The 15,752-nt window shown below is 59.6% G+C and carries 12 protein-coding genes and 3 pseudogenes; 13 read left to right on the forward strand and 2 right to left on the reverse strand.

The genetic code is table 11. From position 1 onward, the window contains the following. Window positions 1-5: 5 nt before the first annotated feature. Entirely contained in the window at window positions 6-1,706 is a 1,701-nt protein-coding gene (locus KHP07_RS09060) for an AMP-binding protein (protein ID WP_214497066.1), read from the reverse strand. A gap of 249 nt (window positions 1,707-1,955) precedes the next feature. Here KHP07_RS09060 and KHP07_RS09065 point away from each other — a divergent pair, with 249 nt between their 5' ends. Both KHP07_RS09065 and KHP07_RS09070 read left to right on the forward strand, forming a co-directional pair. Next, the gene (locus KHP07_RS09065) at window positions 1,956-2,183 is read left to right on the forward strand and encodes a hypothetical protein (protein WP_502937529.1); all 228 of its coding nucleotides are present in this window, start codon (window positions 1,956-1,958) and stop codon (window positions 2,181-2,183) included. Between the two features lie 101 nt (window positions 2,184-2,284). Beyond that, on the forward strand, window positions 2,285-2,554 hold the full coding sequence (locus tag KHP07_RS09070; protein WP_214497067.1) for a hypothetical protein: 270 nt from the start codon (window positions 2,285-2,287) through the stop codon (window positions 2,552-2,554). Between the two features lie 711 nt (window positions 2,555-3,265). On the opposite strand, the gene KHP07_RS09075 is transcribed toward KHP07_RS09070, so the two are convergent. Continuing rightward, window positions 3,266-4,201, reverse strand: coding sequence for an AraC-like ligand-binding domain-containing protein (locus tag KHP07_RS09075; protein ID WP_214497068.1), 936 nt, complete (start codon window positions 4,199-4,201; stop codon window positions 3,266-3,268). A gap of 559 nt (window positions 4,202-4,760) precedes the next feature. On the opposite strand from KHP07_RS09075, the gene oxdA reads away from it, so the two are divergent. The 11 genes and pseudogenes from oxdA to KHP07_RS09125 form a co-directional block, all read left to right on the forward strand. Continuing rightward, the gene (oxdA, locus tag KHP07_RS09080; protein WP_214497069.1) at window positions 4,761-5,819 is read left to right on the forward strand and encodes an aliphatic aldoxime dehydratase; all 1,059 of its coding nucleotides are present in this window, start codon (window positions 4,761-4,763) and stop codon (window positions 5,817-5,819) included. Between the two features lie 87 nt (window positions 5,820-5,906). After that, the gene (locus tag KHP07_RS09085; RefSeq protein ID WP_071495695.1) at window positions 5,907-6,773 is read left to right on the forward strand and encodes a transporter; all 867 of its coding nucleotides are present in this window, start codon (window positions 5,907-5,909) and stop codon (window positions 6,771-6,773) included. Between the two features lie 123 nt (window positions 6,774-6,896). Then, a complete protein-coding gene (locus tag KHP07_RS09090; RefSeq protein ID WP_058426053.1) occupies window positions 6,897-7,421 on the forward strand; it encodes a group I truncated hemoglobin in 525 nt (174 codons plus the stop codon). A gap of 234 nt (window positions 7,422-7,655) precedes the next feature. After that, entirely contained in the window at window positions 7,656-9,170 is a 1,515-nt protein-coding gene (locus KHP07_RS09095; protein ID WP_214497070.1) for an amidase, read from the forward strand. Between the two features lie 81 nt (window positions 9,171-9,251). Continuing rightward, window positions 9,252-9,854 (forward strand): nitrile hydratase subunit alpha, encoded by a 603-nt coding sequence (gene nthA, locus KHP07_RS09100; protein WP_071495697.1) that lies wholly within the window; start codon window positions 9,252-9,254, stop codon window positions 9,852-9,854. Window positions 9,855-9,895: 41 nt separating this feature from the next. Further along, window positions 9,896-10,558, forward strand: a complete 663-nt coding sequence (gene nthB / locus KHP07_RS09105; RefSeq protein ID WP_058426056.1) for a nitrile hydratase subunit beta — start codon at window positions 9,896-9,898, stop codon at window positions 10,556-10,558. Beyond that, on the forward strand, window positions 10,555-11,799 hold the full coding sequence (locus tag KHP07_RS09110) for a GTP-binding protein (RefSeq protein ID WP_214497071.1): 1,245 nt from the start codon (window positions 10,555-10,557) through the stop codon (window positions 11,797-11,799). Before nthB ends, KHP07_RS09110 begins: the two co-directional genes overlap by 4 nt. A 353-nt stretch (window positions 11,800-12,152) precedes the next feature. Beyond that, window positions 12,153-12,815: pseudogene (locus KHP07_RS29885) on the forward strand (PAS domain-containing protein); the annotation flags it as partial. A 30-nt stretch (window positions 12,816-12,845) separates the two neighbouring features. After that, window positions 12,846-13,100 (forward strand): annotated as a pseudogene (locus KHP07_RS29890) (methyl-accepting chemotaxis protein); the annotation flags it as partial. Window positions 13,101-13,177: 77 nt separating this feature from the next. Further along, window positions 13,178-14,818, forward strand: a complete 1,641-nt coding sequence (locus tag KHP07_RS09120; RefSeq protein WP_214497073.1) for an AMP-binding protein — start codon at window positions 13,178-13,180, stop codon at window positions 14,816-14,818. 22 nt (window positions 14,819-14,840) lie between these two features. Further along, window positions 14,841-15,161: pseudogene (locus KHP07_RS09125) on the forward strand (TetR/AcrR family transcriptional regulator); the annotation flags it as partial. Between the last annotated feature and the right edge of the window lie 591 nt (window positions 15,162-15,752).

Raw genomic sequence — 15,752 nt, forward strand, 5'->3', positions numbered from 1 at the left:
GATGATTAAGCGGAAACGCGGTCAGTAGTGACGGCAGCAGAACTCAAACGGTTACTCAAATACAGTCGACTTAATGCCTGACGCTGGATTTTCCCACTTGTGGTTTTAGGGAATTCCGAGCGGCGGATCAGCAGCACCTCATCCACCTGGACGCCGGCTTGGCGTACAACGATCTGCGCCACTTCGCGACGCAACTCCGCTGGATCCCGAGTGCCAAGAGCATTACTCGCCATGACCACTACAACGCATTCCTTTGAACGCTGAATGTCGATGCAGGAGAAGGCAGCGACAGAACCGGCAGCTAAATTGAAGGCACTTTCCAGCGCCCATTCAATAATGTGCGGATTGACGTTGACGCCTGCACGCGTAATCAAGTCCTTGCTGCGCCCGGTAATGAACACTTCATCGTTCAGCAGAAAGCCCAGATCACCCGTGTCATACCAATCTTTTGCTTCGGGTCGCACCGCATCCATTTTCAAGTAACGGCGAATGATACTGTCGCCCCTGATCTGCAGCCGGCCAAGCTGGCCCTGCGTCAAACAAATTTCGTGTTCATCTACGACTCGAAATTCGGTTTCACCGACTGCCGTGCCATTTCCTAGATAAGGTGCAGAGCCGGGAGTGCCAGGCGCTTGCTCTTTGAACAGCATTGAGCTGTGCAGGCTTTGAGTGTCCAACCAGCGAACGCGCATACCTTGTCCAGGCGCGTTGAGTGAAACCGCAACCACTGCTTCCGCCATACCGTACGCCGGTTGCAGTACACCCACTTGCAGGCCATGAACTGCGAAGGCAATTTCAAACTGACGGAGGTGGTCATAAAACACTGGCTCGGCACCCACCCAGGCATAGCGCCAATGGGACAAGTCCAGTTCACCTTCGCGCACGCGTCCGGCGAGGCGGCTGAGCAAGGCAAATGCAGAAGTTGGCGCTGGTGACAAGGTACCCTTGAAGCGAGAAAGTGCCTGCAGCCAAGACATGGGCTGTCGAGAAAACTCGTGAGTTGGCATCAGCACCAGATCGATAGAACACCACCAGGCCAGCGTCAATGCGGAAAGCCCCATGTCGTGGTGAAGCGGCAACCAACTGACCATCCGGTCGGTCGTGTCGACGTTTACACGCTCGGCAATTGCCTGACAATTGGAACTGAGCATCGACTGACTGATGCACACCGCTTTAGGCATTCCGGTACTGCCAGATGTGAACTGTAAAATCGCCAAGTCTTCAGGGCGGCTCAAGGCTGGCTCATCGACGTAATCGGCTATCGCGCTCATCTGCTTGAGCAACTCGTCATCCGTCAGGGCGACGTCTGACCATGAGCCCGGCAACTTCGTCGCTATCGTCCCGCTGGTCATTATCAACGCAGGTTCAATCAACTCCAGCATTGCGGCCAACCCGCTGCCATCACGCATTGTCGTATGAGTTAAATCGTGCGGCAGAAGCGCGATTGCCAATCTTTCGGCCCACGCGGCGAGCACCACGGTCAGCACCTCCATGCTCGAAGACATGCAGATCGCTACGACCTGCCCCGGTTCAAGGGCACGTTGGCGGAGTACCTGACGCACCTGATAAACCTTAGACTTGAGGTCCAACTGCGTCAGGCAAAAGGCAGAATCATGATCAAGAACCGTTGTGAGACGGTCCGGTGGGCACAACAGGAATTTTTCTATGAGGCACAGGCGGGCAGGTGCAACTAATCCATTAGTCATCGCGTTCAGTCCTTGAAACATCCTGCAAAGAATAAATATCGTCCAACAATCTGTCAATATGGCCCTTTGATATTAATCAGCCAATAAAACGACGAAAGCGCAGAGCTTGTAGCGAATTAAAATCATCATATTGATTTATATATATTTTTTATTTTTTCGGAATCTTCCGCGACATCAGTGGCGCAACCGGGAACATCAACGTCAATCAATAGAAGCCTGCACGTCACATACGGGGGTGCAAAAGCGGCAGTGTTCACCGGCGGCCAGATGGGTGCCGGTATCTACTACAGCCATGGAGACTCGTTTGGCGGCGGCTCGTACAACGAGGCGCTCACCGTAAATACGGACGACCAGTCCATGTACCTGAAAACCTTCGGCATGGCGTTCCACACTCGCCAAGACCAGAAGCTTTCTCAAGAAGGCGGTGCAGAGACGCTTTGGGGCCTTCTCATCGCACCGCTACAACGCAATCGGTAAATCATTGCTGGGTGCGAATTAGAAAGAACCCAGGGGGGGCACTTGGCCTTGACGCTGCCCCCTACGACAAAAAAGTAAGACTCACATAGAAGGTTCAGACCATGGAAGTAGTCCTGCTCGCCCACATCACATTTAACCGAATAGGCTCGGCCAGTGGCGGAGGCTTTCAAAGCCAACGCCAGGTCAAGTTTTCCGCAGAGCTACCAGACACCGACCAATCGGCCTTAAGGGAATTGGTGATCGAGATCGCCGAGGCAAATGGTGAAGCGGCGGGAGCCTTGAGAGAATTGAGGTACGAGCGAAACTACGGAGGGGAATTGGTACTCAACATCCAAGGCCCGAGCACCTCATACGGCACCGCTTATGCCTAACGTCGCATCATCCATGCGCTGAAAGCCAAAGGGCAGTACTTCAAGCCTCAGGCGGTAGAAGACAGAGACGTCACACCATATGTCTCATCTCGGAGGGCTAAGTAGTTCGCATATCGACTCATCGAACAACCAGGGATTTGCCGGATTCTGGTTGGTCATCCAGTATACGGAGGCGCACTGAATACCAGTCACGTCCACCCCGCCCCGCTTCAGAAATCGCCATTCGCGATCACTCGCACACCCGGTGCAAATGGGGGCAAAAGTGGGGGCATAACTTGATTTTTTTAGCTGAAAGCACCGTCCTAGAGCCAAGTCAAAATGTTCTTCGGCGACCCTGAGAGTCTCTAGGGGACGCCTGGCAGGCTGTTCAGCTGATCATTTCTGCCTTTTCACAGACCATTGAGCCCCATCCACTTCCAGTGGATTGCCACACCAGGGGCATATCCGAGGGTATGCATGGATAGTTTGAAAAGGATGCCCCCAATGGCCTGCCAAGTACTGCGTCGGATCCTAGACTGAGCAGAATAGAGGCCAAGGTAGCCGCAGCAGCATGCATGCGCCTGCGGAAAAGGGTACCGACGGCATCCAGCAAGCCAGGGCAGAACCGGCAATGAAGAATGTGAGAAGGAAGGAGAATTACATTTCGGGTACTTCGGCATGCCCATCCCCATGAACGCCCATCTTCACGTCGACTTTATAAACCCGGTAGTTTCAATTGCGACGTAAAAGCGTATTCGGCGCCACCCCAAACGCCTTGCGAAACGCATGGCTGAAATGCGAGAAGTCAGAAAACCCGAAGTCCAGCGCGGCCTGCGAGACACTGCGCACCTGGCCACGCTCGATCGCTTCCCGGCTGGCATTCAGCCGTTCTCTCCAGATCTCTGCCGCAGGGGTTTTCTGGTAGCGCGCAAAGGCACGCGTAACGGTGCGGGTAGACACATTGTGGGCTTGGGCGATGACCTCGATCGACAGGTCCGGCTCGGCCAGATGGCGTTGGATGTACTGCATGATGCGGCCGTAGAGGTCCAGCTCCTGGTGAACGGCCTTCAGGTCCTGAAGTTCCAGGCTGATCACCAGCAGGTCGAGCAACGCCTCTGAATAACGACTGGAGATGCCTTCATCCTGGAATGCAGCAGGCGTATTGGCCGCGTGGCGCAGCATTTCACGCAAGGGGATCACGCCAGGCCGTCGATCATCGAGGACCATCGCGGTGTAATCCGCAATACGCGGCATGCGTTCACTGAGCAGGGCTCGCGGGATGCGCACCAGGTGGTTTTCGGTACCACCGAGGCTGAATCGGAACGCTTGCGTTGCGTCATAAAGAAACAAATTACCGGTTGCCAGGCTGGCTTTCCTGCCGCCCTGTTCAATCTGGCCATGACCGTTTCGGGCAAACCCCAACCATAAATCGTCGGCCGGACCGCTGCGCAGATGCTGCTCGGAACGCTCCCAGTAATGCAGTGGCGATGACAGCGAACAGATGTCCAGAGCGCCTAACGCATTGACCGCGAGCGCGCCATCGAAACTGCTCTGGGACAGGGGTTTGCTGTCGGCCGCCAGGCAATGGCGACAGACCACTTCTTTCCAGTATTCAAAGCGACGGGGTGCGGCGACAGCGAGGGTCGAATACTGAGTACTTGGATTCATGACACTGACCTCGGTACAGCAATGCAGTAAGAGCTGGAAAAGGTGTTACCGGCTTTTCAGCGCTAGCAATTAACAGGCCAGGCGCCTTCACGGGCGCAGGTGAGTGATCGACACGCGTCTGTCACCGACATTGTCTCCCCTCGCCCGTATGCCGGGTGACGACCTCGCCCTACCCATTAAGAGGCACGGCCCCGTGTGTTTACAGCGGTGGTGCACCAACCTCGATCATGCCCGCGCGCGCCTGCTTACGCTGTCTTTTCCAACCAAACGGTTGTCTCGACGAACCAAGCGGCTGCTCGTCGTCACGCCTAATTTCCACCTCACAGCAACTCAACCCCCGCTGATGAGGCTCGCCATGCATCGACCCTGTTCACCCCCCTTGGCTGACACCTCCTGGCTCCTGCAGAGGCGCGACCTCGTGCCTGAAGAGTCGGCGTATTGGTTGATCGAGTGGGGGGCGATGAAGCTGCTGCACCGACGACAGGCCGCCAAGCGCGGCCAGCCGCCCAAGTACTGATGCCCAACCGTAGGCCTGAACCAAAATAACGAGGAGCTCAACATGGAATCTGCAATCGACACACATCTCAAATGCCCGCGCACCCTGTCTCGCCGCGTGCCCGATGAGTACCAGCCGCCCTTTGCAATGTGGGTGGCACGCGCCGACGAGCATTTGGAACAGGTGGTGATGGCTTACTTCGGCGTGCAGTATCGCGGCGAAGCGCAGCGCGCAGCCGCGCTGCAGGCGATGCGTCATATCGTCGAAAGTTTCAGCCTGGCCGATGGCCCGCAGACCCATGACTTGACCCACCACACCGACAACAGCGGCTTCGATAACCTGATTGTGGTCGGCTACTGGAAAGACCCGGCGGCTCACTGCCGCTGGCTGCGCTCGGCGCCGGTCAACGCCTGGTGGGCATCAGAGGACAGGCTCAACGACGGCCTTGGCTATTTTCGCGAGATCAGCGCACCACGCGCCGAGCAATTCGAGACGCTGTACGCCTTCCAGGACAACCTACCCGGTGTCGGCGCGGTCATGGATCGCATCAGCGGCGAAATCGAAGAGCATGGTTATTGGGGCTCGATGCGCGACCGCTTCCCCATCTCGCAGACGGACTGGATGAAGCCGACGAGCGAGCTGCAAGTGATCGCCGGTGACCCGGCCAAAGGTAGGCGCGTGGTGGTGCTGGGGCATGACAACCTCACGCTGATCCGTTCCGGCCAGGACTGGGCGGATGCCGAGGCTGAAGAGCGCTCGCTGTACCTCGACGAAATCCTGCCGACCTTGCAGGACGGCATGGACTTCCTGCGAGACAACGGCCAACCGCTGGGCTGCTACAGCAACCGGTTCGTGCGCAATATCGACCTGGACGGCAACTTTCTCGACGTCAGCTACAACATCGGTCACTGGCGCTCGGTGGAGAAACTCGAACGCTGGGCCGAATCCCACCCGACCCACCTGCGTATTTTCGTGACCTTCTTTCGCGTGGCCGCGGGCTTGAAGAAGTTGCGGCTGTACCACGAAGTATCGGTATCGGACGCCAAGAGCCAGATCTTCGAGTACATCAACTGCCACCCGCAGACCGGCATGTTGCGCGACGCGCAAGTATCGCCCGCCTGACGCCAGCCCTGACTCCACTTTTAGCCCTGCGCTTTGCCTGACTGGCGATAGCGGGGCTCTTTTTGCCCGCAAAAAGGATCCTCGACCATGAAACAGTTTCGTTACCTGTCGCTTGCAGCCCTCCTCCCCAGCCTTTGCGCCCACGCTGTCGAGGTAGCCCCTGGCGACTACGAGCAGTTACCCGCTGATGCAACGCTTGGCCTGCTCTACTACCAGCACTCCACCACGAAGAGTGCCTACGCCCAAGGCCACAAAATCAGTTCCGATTTCGACCTGACTTCCGACGTCGGCATTCTGCGACTGCTGCACGTCTACCAGCTGAGCGAGCGACTCACCGTCTCGCCACAACTCCTGTTGCCCTTCGGCCATGTCTCAAGCGGCGGTGACGCTTCCGCCTTGGGCAACACCAGTGGCGTGGGCGACCTCATTCTCACCGCGCCGCTCAAATACACGCTAAACGATGCCAAAGACGTCCTCGGCGCCACTGCTTACCTCTACGTGCCTAGCGGCAACTACGATAAGAACGACGCGCTCAACCTGGGCGAGAACCGCTGGAAGGTTGACCTCCAGGCGGCCTACATCAAGCACTTCTCGGAAAAGTGGGCCGTCGACCTCGTAGGCGATGCCATTTGGTATGGCGACAACAACGACTTCGGCGCCAACTCCGCCCGCAGGGAGCAGGACGTTTCCTACGAAACCCAGTTGATGGGCCGCTACATGCCTGACCCGACCACCGCGCTGGCCATTGGCTTTGGCCACAACTGGGGCGGTGAAACCCAGGTCGCGGGTGTCAACCAGGACGACAAGATGCAGACCACCAACTTTCGCGTCACCGCCACCAAGTTCGTCACCGCCAAGGACCAGCTTCAGCTGCAACTGGGCCGCGACCTGTCCGTGGAGAACGGGCCAAAGGAAAACTTTCGCATGAACCTGCGTTACGCACGGGTTTTCTGACCCCTGTCCGCCTGGATCAAACGGTTGTCCTCACCAGCCAAGCGTGTGCGCGAGAGCAGATCTAACGTGTACCCGTCAGCCGTAGCCAATGAGATTGTCCCCACTGAAACGGAGAAATCACACATGACCGACCAACAACCCGCCCTGGAACAACAGCCCTCCCTCTACACGCGACTCGGGGGCTACGACGTTATCTATCAGTTCGCCGGCGCCGTCTTGAGAAAAACAATGGGCCACCCTGCCATCGGGCACATCTGGGCCCATATGTCCGAATCAACGTTCCAGAAAGAACACATCAATTTTGTCGATTTCCTCTCTGAGCACTGGGGCGGAAGCGCCAAATACCGGGGGCGGGACATGGTCACCGCACATCGGGGCATGGGGCTTACCGAGGTGCACTGGCAAGCCGTGCTCGATTGTCTCGAGGAGTGCTACAACGACTACGACCTGGCGGCGAACCTGCGCAAAGAGGTCAATGACTTTCTCATCAAGTTCAAGCCGGCGGTGATAGGTAGCCCCTCCTATCGGGACGTCGTACTCGCCCACCCTGAAATGGACCCCGCCAAGGGCATGAAAAGCGTCGGCGTTATCTGGCCCAAACACGAGAAGTCATCTGCGCAAGACGCAACGCCTGAACCCCAGAAATAAGCCGTTTGGATCTTCAGGGCATACGCCCTGCTGCCGGGGTTCGCCCTGGCAGCTGAAGCTCACGGGACACACCCGTCCCTTTCAACCAAATGGCTGTCTTGCTCAACCAAGCGCCGTTCGATCACCAGAGATAGCTTAGTCACAGATCCCAGTCACGCGGACACCTTTGCAGGACCTCGCCGCGAGACATGTGCACAGACATTTGCCAGCCCACTTCAGGAAACAGGACGTCTCATGGCCATCATCCGCCCGACTGTCGAACAACTGCAGGACCTCGCCACCAGCCTGCACATACAGCTGACACGCGAACAAGCCAGCGAATATCTGGCGCTCATGCAATCCAGTTTCGATGCGTACGACCTGGTCGATGATCTGCCCGATTTCACACCGCTGGTGCGCTACGAGCGCAGCGCGGGCTATCGCCCCTCGCACACTGAAAACACGCTCAACGCCTGGTACTACAAGACGGAAGTGATGGGCGCCAGTTCAGGCACGCTGGCGGGCAAGACCGTCGCTCTCAAAGACAACATCGCCCTGGCCGGCGTCCCGATGATGAACGGCGCCGCGCCACTGGAGGGGTTTGTCCCTTCGTTCGACGCCACCGTGGTCACGCGTTTGCTCGATGCCGGCGCGACCATCCTCGGCAAAGCCACCTGCGAGCACTACTGCCTCTCGGGGGGCAGCCACACCTCTGACCCAGCCCCGGTGCACAACCCTCATCGTCACGGTTACGCCGCTGGCGGTTCCTCATCGGGCAGCGCTGCCCTGGTCGCCGCCGGCGAGGTGGACATCGCCGTAGGCGGCGACCAAGGTGGCTCCATCCGCATCCCGTCGGCTTTCTGCGGAACCTACGGAATGAAGCCAACCCATGGCCTGGTGCCCTACACCGGCATCATGGCGATTGAAGCGACCATCGATCACGTCGGCCCGATTACCGCCAACGTGCGCGACAACGCGTTGATGCTGCAGGCCATGGCCGGTTCCGATGGCCTCGACCCACGCCAGGCAGAGCCGCAGGTCGATGACTATGGCAGCTACCTGGGGCGGGGCGTGAGCGGGCTCAGAATCGGCGTCGTGCAGGAAGGGTTCGCGCTGGCCAATCAAGACCCACGCGTGGCGGACAAGGTGCGCGAGGCCATCGCCCATCTCGAGGCCTTGGGCGCGCAGGTCGAGCCGGTGTCCATTCCCGAACACAACCTGGCGGGATCGCTGTGGCACCCCATCGGCTGCGAAGGTCTGACCATGCAGATGATGCATGGCAACGGCGCCGGTTTTAACTGGAAAGGCCTGTACGACATCGGCCTGCTGGACAAACAAGCCGGCTGGCGCGAACAGGCCGACCAATTGTCCGCGTCTCTCAAGCTCTGCATGTTCGTCGGCCAATACGGCCTGACGCACTACCACGGGCGTTACTACGCCAAGGCCCAGAACCTGGCGCGCTTTGCCCGGCAAGGCTATGACAAGGCATTGCAGTCCTATGACCTGCTGGTGATGCCGACCACCCCCATCACGGCCCAACCGCACCCGCCAGCGCACTGCTCGATCACCGAATACGTGGCGCGTGCCCTGGAAATGATCGGCAACACCGCGCCTCAGGACATCACCGGACATCCCGCCATGTCGATTCCGTGCGGCTCGGTGGACGGCATGCCCGTCGGCTTGATGCTGATCGCCAGGCACTACGCTGAAGGCACGATCTACCAGGCGGCGGCGGCGTTCGAAGCCGCGGTGGACTGGCGCACGCTCTAAGTTTCAACCCTGCAAAACAATAAGAACGACCGGCACGTTTCAATCACTCCACAACCGCGTTGACTGATAGGAGATACCTCAATGAGTCCATCTACGCCCACTTCTGCGAGCACCTCGACACCCGGCGAAAGAGCCTGGGCATTGTTTCAAGTCCTCAAGAGCAAGGAGCTCATCCCACAGGGTTACGTCGAGCAGCTCACGCAATTGATGGAGCACGGCTGGAGCCCGGAAAACGGCGCCCGCGTGGTCGCCAAGGCCTGGGTCGATCCGCAGTTCCGGGCGCTGTTGCTCAAGGACGGCACCGCCGCCTGCGCCCAGTTTGGCTACACCGGCCCGCAGGGCGAATACATCGTCGCCCTGGAAGACACGCCCCAGCTGAAAAACGTGATTGTCTGCAGCCTGTGTTCATGCACCAACTGGCCTGTGCTCGGCCTGCCGCCGGAGTGGTACAAGGGCTTCGAGTTCCGCGCGCGCCTGGTCCGAGAGGGCCGCACCGTCCTGCGCGAGCTGGGCACCGAGCTGCCGAACGACATGGTGGTCAAGGTCTGGGACACCAGCGCCGAAAGCCGCTACCTGGTGCTGCCGGTACGGCCTGAAGGCACCGAGCACATGAGCGAGGAGCAGCTTCAGGCCCTAGTGACCAAAGACGTGCTGATTGGCGTCGCCCTGCCCCGCGTTGATTGAGACAAGCAACGCCCCATCGTTCAATTACCGGAGTTTCAATTATGGATGGTTTCCACGATCTCGGCGGTTTCCAAGGCTTTGGCAAAGTCCCTCACACCATCAATAGCCTGGACTATAAGAAGGTCTTCAAGCAGGACTGGGAGCACCTGGCCTACAGCTTGATGTTTATCGGTGTCGATCAGCTGAAGAAGTTCAGCGTGGACGAAGTGCGTCACGCTGTCGAACGCCTGGATGTTCGCCAACATGTCGGCACCCAATACTACGAACGCTATGTCATCGCGACCGCTACCCTGCTGGTCGAAACCGGCGTGCTCACCCAGGCCGAGCTGGACCAGGCGCTGGGTAGCCACTTCAAGCTGGCGAACCCGGCACATGCTGAAGGCCGTGCCGCGATCACCGGGCGAGCACCGTTTGAGGTCGGCGATCGGGTGGTGGTGCGCGACGAATATGTGGCGGGACATATCCGCATGCCGGCCTACGTACGCGGCAAGCAGGGCGTGGTGTTGCATCGCACCTCGGAAAAATGGCCTTTCCCGGATGCCATCGGTCACGGCGATACCAGCGCGGCGCATCAGCCGACCTACCACGTCGAGTTCCACAGCAAAGACCTGTGGGGCGACGCGGCAGATGAAGGTTTCGTGGTGGTCGACCTGTTCGAAAGCTACCTGGACCCGGCCGAGGGCCGTCCAGCGGTGAACGTGTGATGGACGGCGCCCAGGCGGGCCGACTGCCGGTGACCGTGCTTTCCGGCTTCCTCGGCGCCGGCAAGACCACCCTGCTCAACCACATCCTGCGCAATCGCGAGGGCCTGAGAGTCGCGGTCATCGTCAACGACATGAGCGAGATCAACATCGATGCCGCAGAGGTGCAGCGCGATGTATCGCTGCACCGTGGCCGCGATGAGTTGATCGAGATGAGCAATGGCTGTATCTGCTGCACGCTGCGCGCCGATCTGCTCGAACAGATCAGCGCGCTGGCGCGTCAACAGCGCTTCGACTACCTGCTTATCGAATCCACCGGGATCTCGGAGCCGATGCCGGTCGCGGAGACGTTCGCCTTCCTTGACGCCGAGGGCTTCAGCCTCAGCGAACTGGCGCGGCTCGATACCTTGGTGACGGTGGTCGACGGCAGCTGTTTTCAAGCATTGCTGGAGTCACCGGACAGCGTCGCCCGCGACGATGCCCAGGTAGACGCGCCCAGACGCCCGCTGGCGGACCTGCTGATTGAGCAGGTGGAGTACGCCAACGTGATCCTCGTCAACAAACTGGACCTGATCGACGAGCCGGCCTATCAGGCTGTGCGGGCGATCCTTGCGGGCCTCAACCCGACCGCACGGATCCTGCCGATGACCCAGGGCAACGTCAGGTTGGCCAGCATCCTCGATACCCGTCTGTTCGATCTACCCAGCCTTGCGGCAGCGCCGGGCTGGATGCGCAAGCTGGAGCCTGACAGCGCAACGGCGTCCGAGTCGGACACCTACGGTGTGACCTCCTGGGTGTACCGCGAGCGCGCACCGTTTCACCCCCAGCGCTTGCTCGACTTTCTCAAGCGCCCCTGGAGCAACGGGCGCCTGTTGCGCAGCAAAGGTTACTTCTGGCTTGCCAGCCGACACCTGGAAACCGGCTTGCTGGTGCACAGCGGCAAGCAATTCCAGTGGGACTATGTGGGGCATTGGTGGAGCTTCATAGCGCCGTCGCAATGGCCAAAGGACGAATACCGCTTGCAAGGCATCATGGCCAAGTGGGACGGCGTGGTCGGCGACTGTCGGCAGGAGCTGGTCTTTATCGGCCAGGACCTCGATACACAGGCGTTGCAGCGCGAACTCGACCATTGCCTGCTCAGCCCCGAGGAAATCGCCGCGGGCCCGGCGGCCTGGCCCGCCCTGCCGGGGGCGACGGCCTTTGACACCCGTGCCTTGTCGGCCAGCCCGACGGCTTCCATTTAACCGAGCTAGAGGTGTTTATGCTTTTTTTCAGCCGCACCGCCCGCTGGGTCTTGGCGCCGCTCGCCGACAGGTTGGAGCAACCTGACCAGGCCAGCGCGCCCGTGTCGTCGAATAATCCATTACTGCGCCGCCTGCTGACCGGCGTCGACCACCTGCTGCAGGAGCGGCAAACCCTGAAGGCCCAGGCACGTGCGCTGGCTGCGCAAGTCGCCCAATTGGAAGCACACCTGGCCGATCGTAACCAACAGACGCGCCAACATGAGGCGTACTGGGACCTGGTCAGCCAAGGCGCGGATGAACTGTTCTGGGCACTGGAACTGCAGGGCACCCCAGCCCCCGCGCCGACCTCTGCCATGCAGTGGGCGGGACCGACGTCGATCCAGGTCCAGGGGGTTGATCAACTGAGCCGATGGAGCGACCAGTTGCACCCGGCAGACCAGCCAGTGCATCTGGATGCGCTCACCCGGCATCTGGCCGATCGCAGTGGGCGCACGCCGTTTGCGTTGGACGTGCGCATGAAGCCTGTCGGCGACGGCGACTATCGCTGGTGCCGGGTCAGCGGTGTAGCGCGACGTGACGCACAAGGCATGGCACTGGCCATTGGCGGCAGCGTGCGTGATATCCACGAGCAGCACCAGCATCACGAGGCCCTTGAGTTGGCGGCCACCCGCTTCGATATATCTCGGGAGATGCTGCATGACGGGCTGTGGGATATCGAGGTGGTGGCCGGCGACCCGGCGAACCCGAAGAACACCATCTGGTGGTCGTCACAAATGCGCCGGCTGCTGGGCTGCAACACCGTCGAGGAGTTCCCCAACACCCTGGAAAGCTGGACCTCGCGCCTGCACCCCGAGGACAGCGCGCGGGCCATTGCGGCGTTTGTCGCCCATGTTGAAGACCGTAGCGGCAAGACCCCTTTCGACGTTGACTATCGCCTGAAACACCAGAACGGCACTTACCGCTGGTTTCGTGGCCGCGGGCAAACCCGCCGTGCGCAGGACGGCTCCCCGCAGCGGGTGGTCGGCGCGATCACCGATATCCACGCCCGCCATGAAGAAAGCACGATGCGCGAGGCGCAGGCACAACAGCATCGGGTGATGCAGGACACCCTCAACAAGCTCACGCAGATTGTCGCCACCATCCAGGGCATTGCCAGCCAGACCAACCTGCTGGCGTTGAACGCCGCCATCGAGGCGGCGCGCGCCGGCGATGCCGGGCGCGGGTTTGCGGTGGTCGCCGATGAAGTGCGCAAACTCGCCACCCGTACCAGCCAGGCAACCCAGCAAGCGGCCGAGATGATGCACAACTGATCAGATGAACATCCCACGCGGCAGGCGTGGACACACAACCTATTCCAACAATAACAATCGGGTGCGTTATGCGCGATTACACCTCAGCAGTGAACTCTTTCGACTTTCTACAATTGGCCGCCCGGGATTTGCACGGCGAGCTGAATGCCTTGAATGCCTGTATCGAATGTTGCGACCGGCACGCCGAGGGCGATGCCGTCGCGTTGTATTGCGAAACGCGGGATGACCGCGCCACGCGCCACACCTTCCGCGAACTACAGGACCACGCGGCGCGCTTCGGCAATTTCCTGCGCGAGCAAGGCGTCCAACCGGGAGATCGTGTCGCGGGCCTGATGCCGCGCACGGTTGAATTGTTGATCGCCATTCTGGGGACCTGGCGTATCGGCGCGGTCTACCAGCCGCTCTTTACCGCCTTCGGTCCCAGGGCCATTGAGCAGCGGTTGGGTTGCTCGAAGGCACGCTGGATCGTGACCGATGCCCTCAACCGCCCCAAGCTGGATGATGTCAGCGACTGCCCGCCCATCATCGTGGCCGACGGTGCCCCGGCGCATCCGAGCGATTACGACTTCTGGCGTACGCTGGATCAGTACCCGACGCAATGCACACCGCAATTGCTGGACGCCGGTGCACCGTTTTTGCTGATGTGCACCTCCGGAACCACGGGGCCGGCCAAGCCGCTGGAGGTGCCCTTGAGCGCCCTCCTGGCCTTCAAGGGCTACATGCGTGAAGCGATCGATCTGCGCGAAGACGACCGTTTCTGGAACCTGGCCGACCCGGGTTGGGCCTATGGCCTGTATTACGCGGTCACCGGCCCGTTGGCGTGCGGCCACGCCACGCTGTTCTATGACGGCGCTTTCTCGGTGGACACCACCTGCCGGATCATCAAAAAATACGCGATCAGCAACCTGGCCGGCTCGCCTACGGCCTATCGCTTGCTGATCGCGGCGGGCGCGGAGTTCGCCGGCGCGGCGCGAGGTCAGTTGCGTGTGGTCAGCAGCGCCGGCGAGCCGCTCAACCCACAAGTCATCCGTTGGTTTGCCGAACAAGCCGGCGTGGTCATCCATGATCATTACGGTCAGACCGAAATCGGCATGGTGCTGTGCAATCACCATGGGTTGCAGCACCCTGTTCGTGAGGGCTCGGCCGGTTACGCGATGCCGGGCCATCGAATTGTCGTGCTCGATCATCAGCACCGGGAACTGCCGGCCGGCCAGCCTGGCGTGTTGGCGGTGGACCGCGAGCGCTCGCCCCTGTGCTGGTTCAGTGGATACTTCGGCATGCCGACCCAGGCGTTTGTCGGCCGTTATTACTTGAGCGGCGATATCGTTGAGCTCAATGACGACGGCAGTATCAGCTTCGTCGGCCGCAACGACGACGTGATCACCACCTCGGGCTATCGCGTCGGGCCGTTTGATGTGGAGAGTGCTCTCATCGAACACCCGGCCGTGGTTGAGGCTGCCGTCATCGGCAAACCCGACCCGCAACGTACGGAGCTGATCATGGCGTTTATCGTGTTGAACCGTGAGTACCTGCCCAGCGCCGAGTTGGCTGAGGTGCTGCGCCTGCATGTCCGACAGCGCCTGGCCGCACATGCGTACCCCCGGGAAATCGAATTCGTCGAGCGACTGCCCAAGACCCCCAGCGGCAAGTTGCAGCGATTCATCCTGCGCAACCAGGAAATCGCCAAGCAGCAGGTACTCGCCACATGACCCGGCGGTGGAGGCTGGCGTGCTGAGCCGCTCGGAGTTCCAGCGCCGGGCGCTGGAGGTGTTCAAGGAGCGCAGTTTCAGCCCGGTCAGCATGCTTGAACTGGCGGCGCACGTTGGAATTAGCCCGAGAGCGATTTATCAACATGTACAGAGCAAAGAGGCAATGCTATTTGAATGGCTGATGGAGCTGTATCACGCGTTGTTGTCGCACGTTGACCTGATCAAAACGCGAAGATTGACGCCTGCGCAACGCGTGACAAAACTGATCGAAGGCCATCTCCAATTGCATGAACACATTACCGGGCACTTCAAGCTAGCGGTCATGGACGCCAATTGCCTGGGCGGCAAGATCTGAAATCCATCCGAATCCATCTTGGTCTCTGTCAGGAATCGCCACTCGCGATCGCTCGCAAACCTGATGCAACCGGGGGCAAAACTGGGGGCATATTTGAACTTTTTCTGCCTGAAAATATTGTTCTAGAGCCTAGTCAAAATTTTCTTCGGAAGCTCTGTCAACATGGAGCAGCTATGACTGACAGCTCTCGGCCCAGAGTGTGTAAAAACTCCAAAGCCAGCTCGGATGATTAAAAATCGCTCCCAAACGCGCATTGCCGCATCTGTCCGGCGCCAGTAGGATTCGGTCATCGCTGACATAAATGGATGTGTATATGGAAAGCATGCCGAGACTGGAAATTGAGCGCGTTGCGTATCAAGAGTTTTTAACTCTTTGGGAACGCGGAGCATTCGATAATCAGCGCTTAGGCCAAGCGTTCTATAACCATTTTCGGCTTCATCGTCTGAGCGACCTGAATCGCCTCGGGTTTCGTAGACACCTCTTTGCCTTAAACTGAGGCCAATTAGGAGGTGCCATGAGCAACCCACGTTATCCCGAAGAATTCAAAATCCAAGCGGTCAATCAAGTGGCCGAAAAGAA

It is taken from the genome of Pseudomonas sp. VS40 (assembly GCF_018587885.1).
GTDB lineage: Bacteria > Pseudomonadota > Gammaproteobacteria > Pseudomonadales > Pseudomonadaceae > Aquipseudomonas > Aquipseudomonas pergaminensis.

What these genes read in the sequence shown, in the direction of transcription:
- KHP07_RS09060 (WP_214497066.1), bottom strand. Translation starts at nt 1,706, where the DNA reads ATGACTAATGGATTAGTTGCACCTGCCCGCCTGTGCCTCATAGAAAAA.
- KHP07_RS09070 (WP_214497067.1), top strand. Translation starts at nt 2,285, where the DNA reads ATGGAAGTAGTCCTGCTCGCCCACATCACATTTAACCGAATAGGCTCG.
- KHP07_RS09075 (WP_214497068.1), bottom strand. Translation starts at nt 4,201, where the DNA reads ATGAATCCAAGTACTCAGTATTCGACCCTCGCTGTCGCCGCACCCCGT.
- oxdA (WP_214497069.1), top strand. Translation starts at nt 4,761, where the DNA reads ATGGAATCTGCAATCGACACACATCTCAAATGCCCGCGCACCCTGTCT.
- KHP07_RS09085 (WP_071495695.1), top strand. Translation starts at nt 5,907, where the DNA reads ATGAAACAGTTTCGTTACCTGTCGCTTGCAGCCCTCCTCCCCAGCCTT.
- KHP07_RS09090 (WP_058426053.1), top strand. Translation starts at nt 6,897, where the DNA reads ATGACCGACCAACAACCCGCCCTGGAACAACAGCCCTCCCTCTACACG.
- KHP07_RS09095 (WP_214497070.1), top strand. Translation starts at nt 7,656, where the DNA reads ATGGCCATCATCCGCCCGACTGTCGAACAACTGCAGGACCTCGCCACC.
- nthA (WP_071495697.1), top strand. Translation starts at nt 9,252, where the DNA reads ATGAGTCCATCTACGCCCACTTCTGCGAGCACCTCGACACCCGGCGAA.
- nthB (WP_058426056.1), top strand. Translation starts at nt 9,896, where the DNA reads ATGGATGGTTTCCACGATCTCGGCGGTTTCCAAGGCTTTGGCAAAGTC.
- KHP07_RS09120 (WP_214497073.1), top strand. Translation starts at nt 13,178, where the DNA reads ATGCGCGATTACACCTCAGCAGTGAACTCTTTCGACTTTCTACAATTG.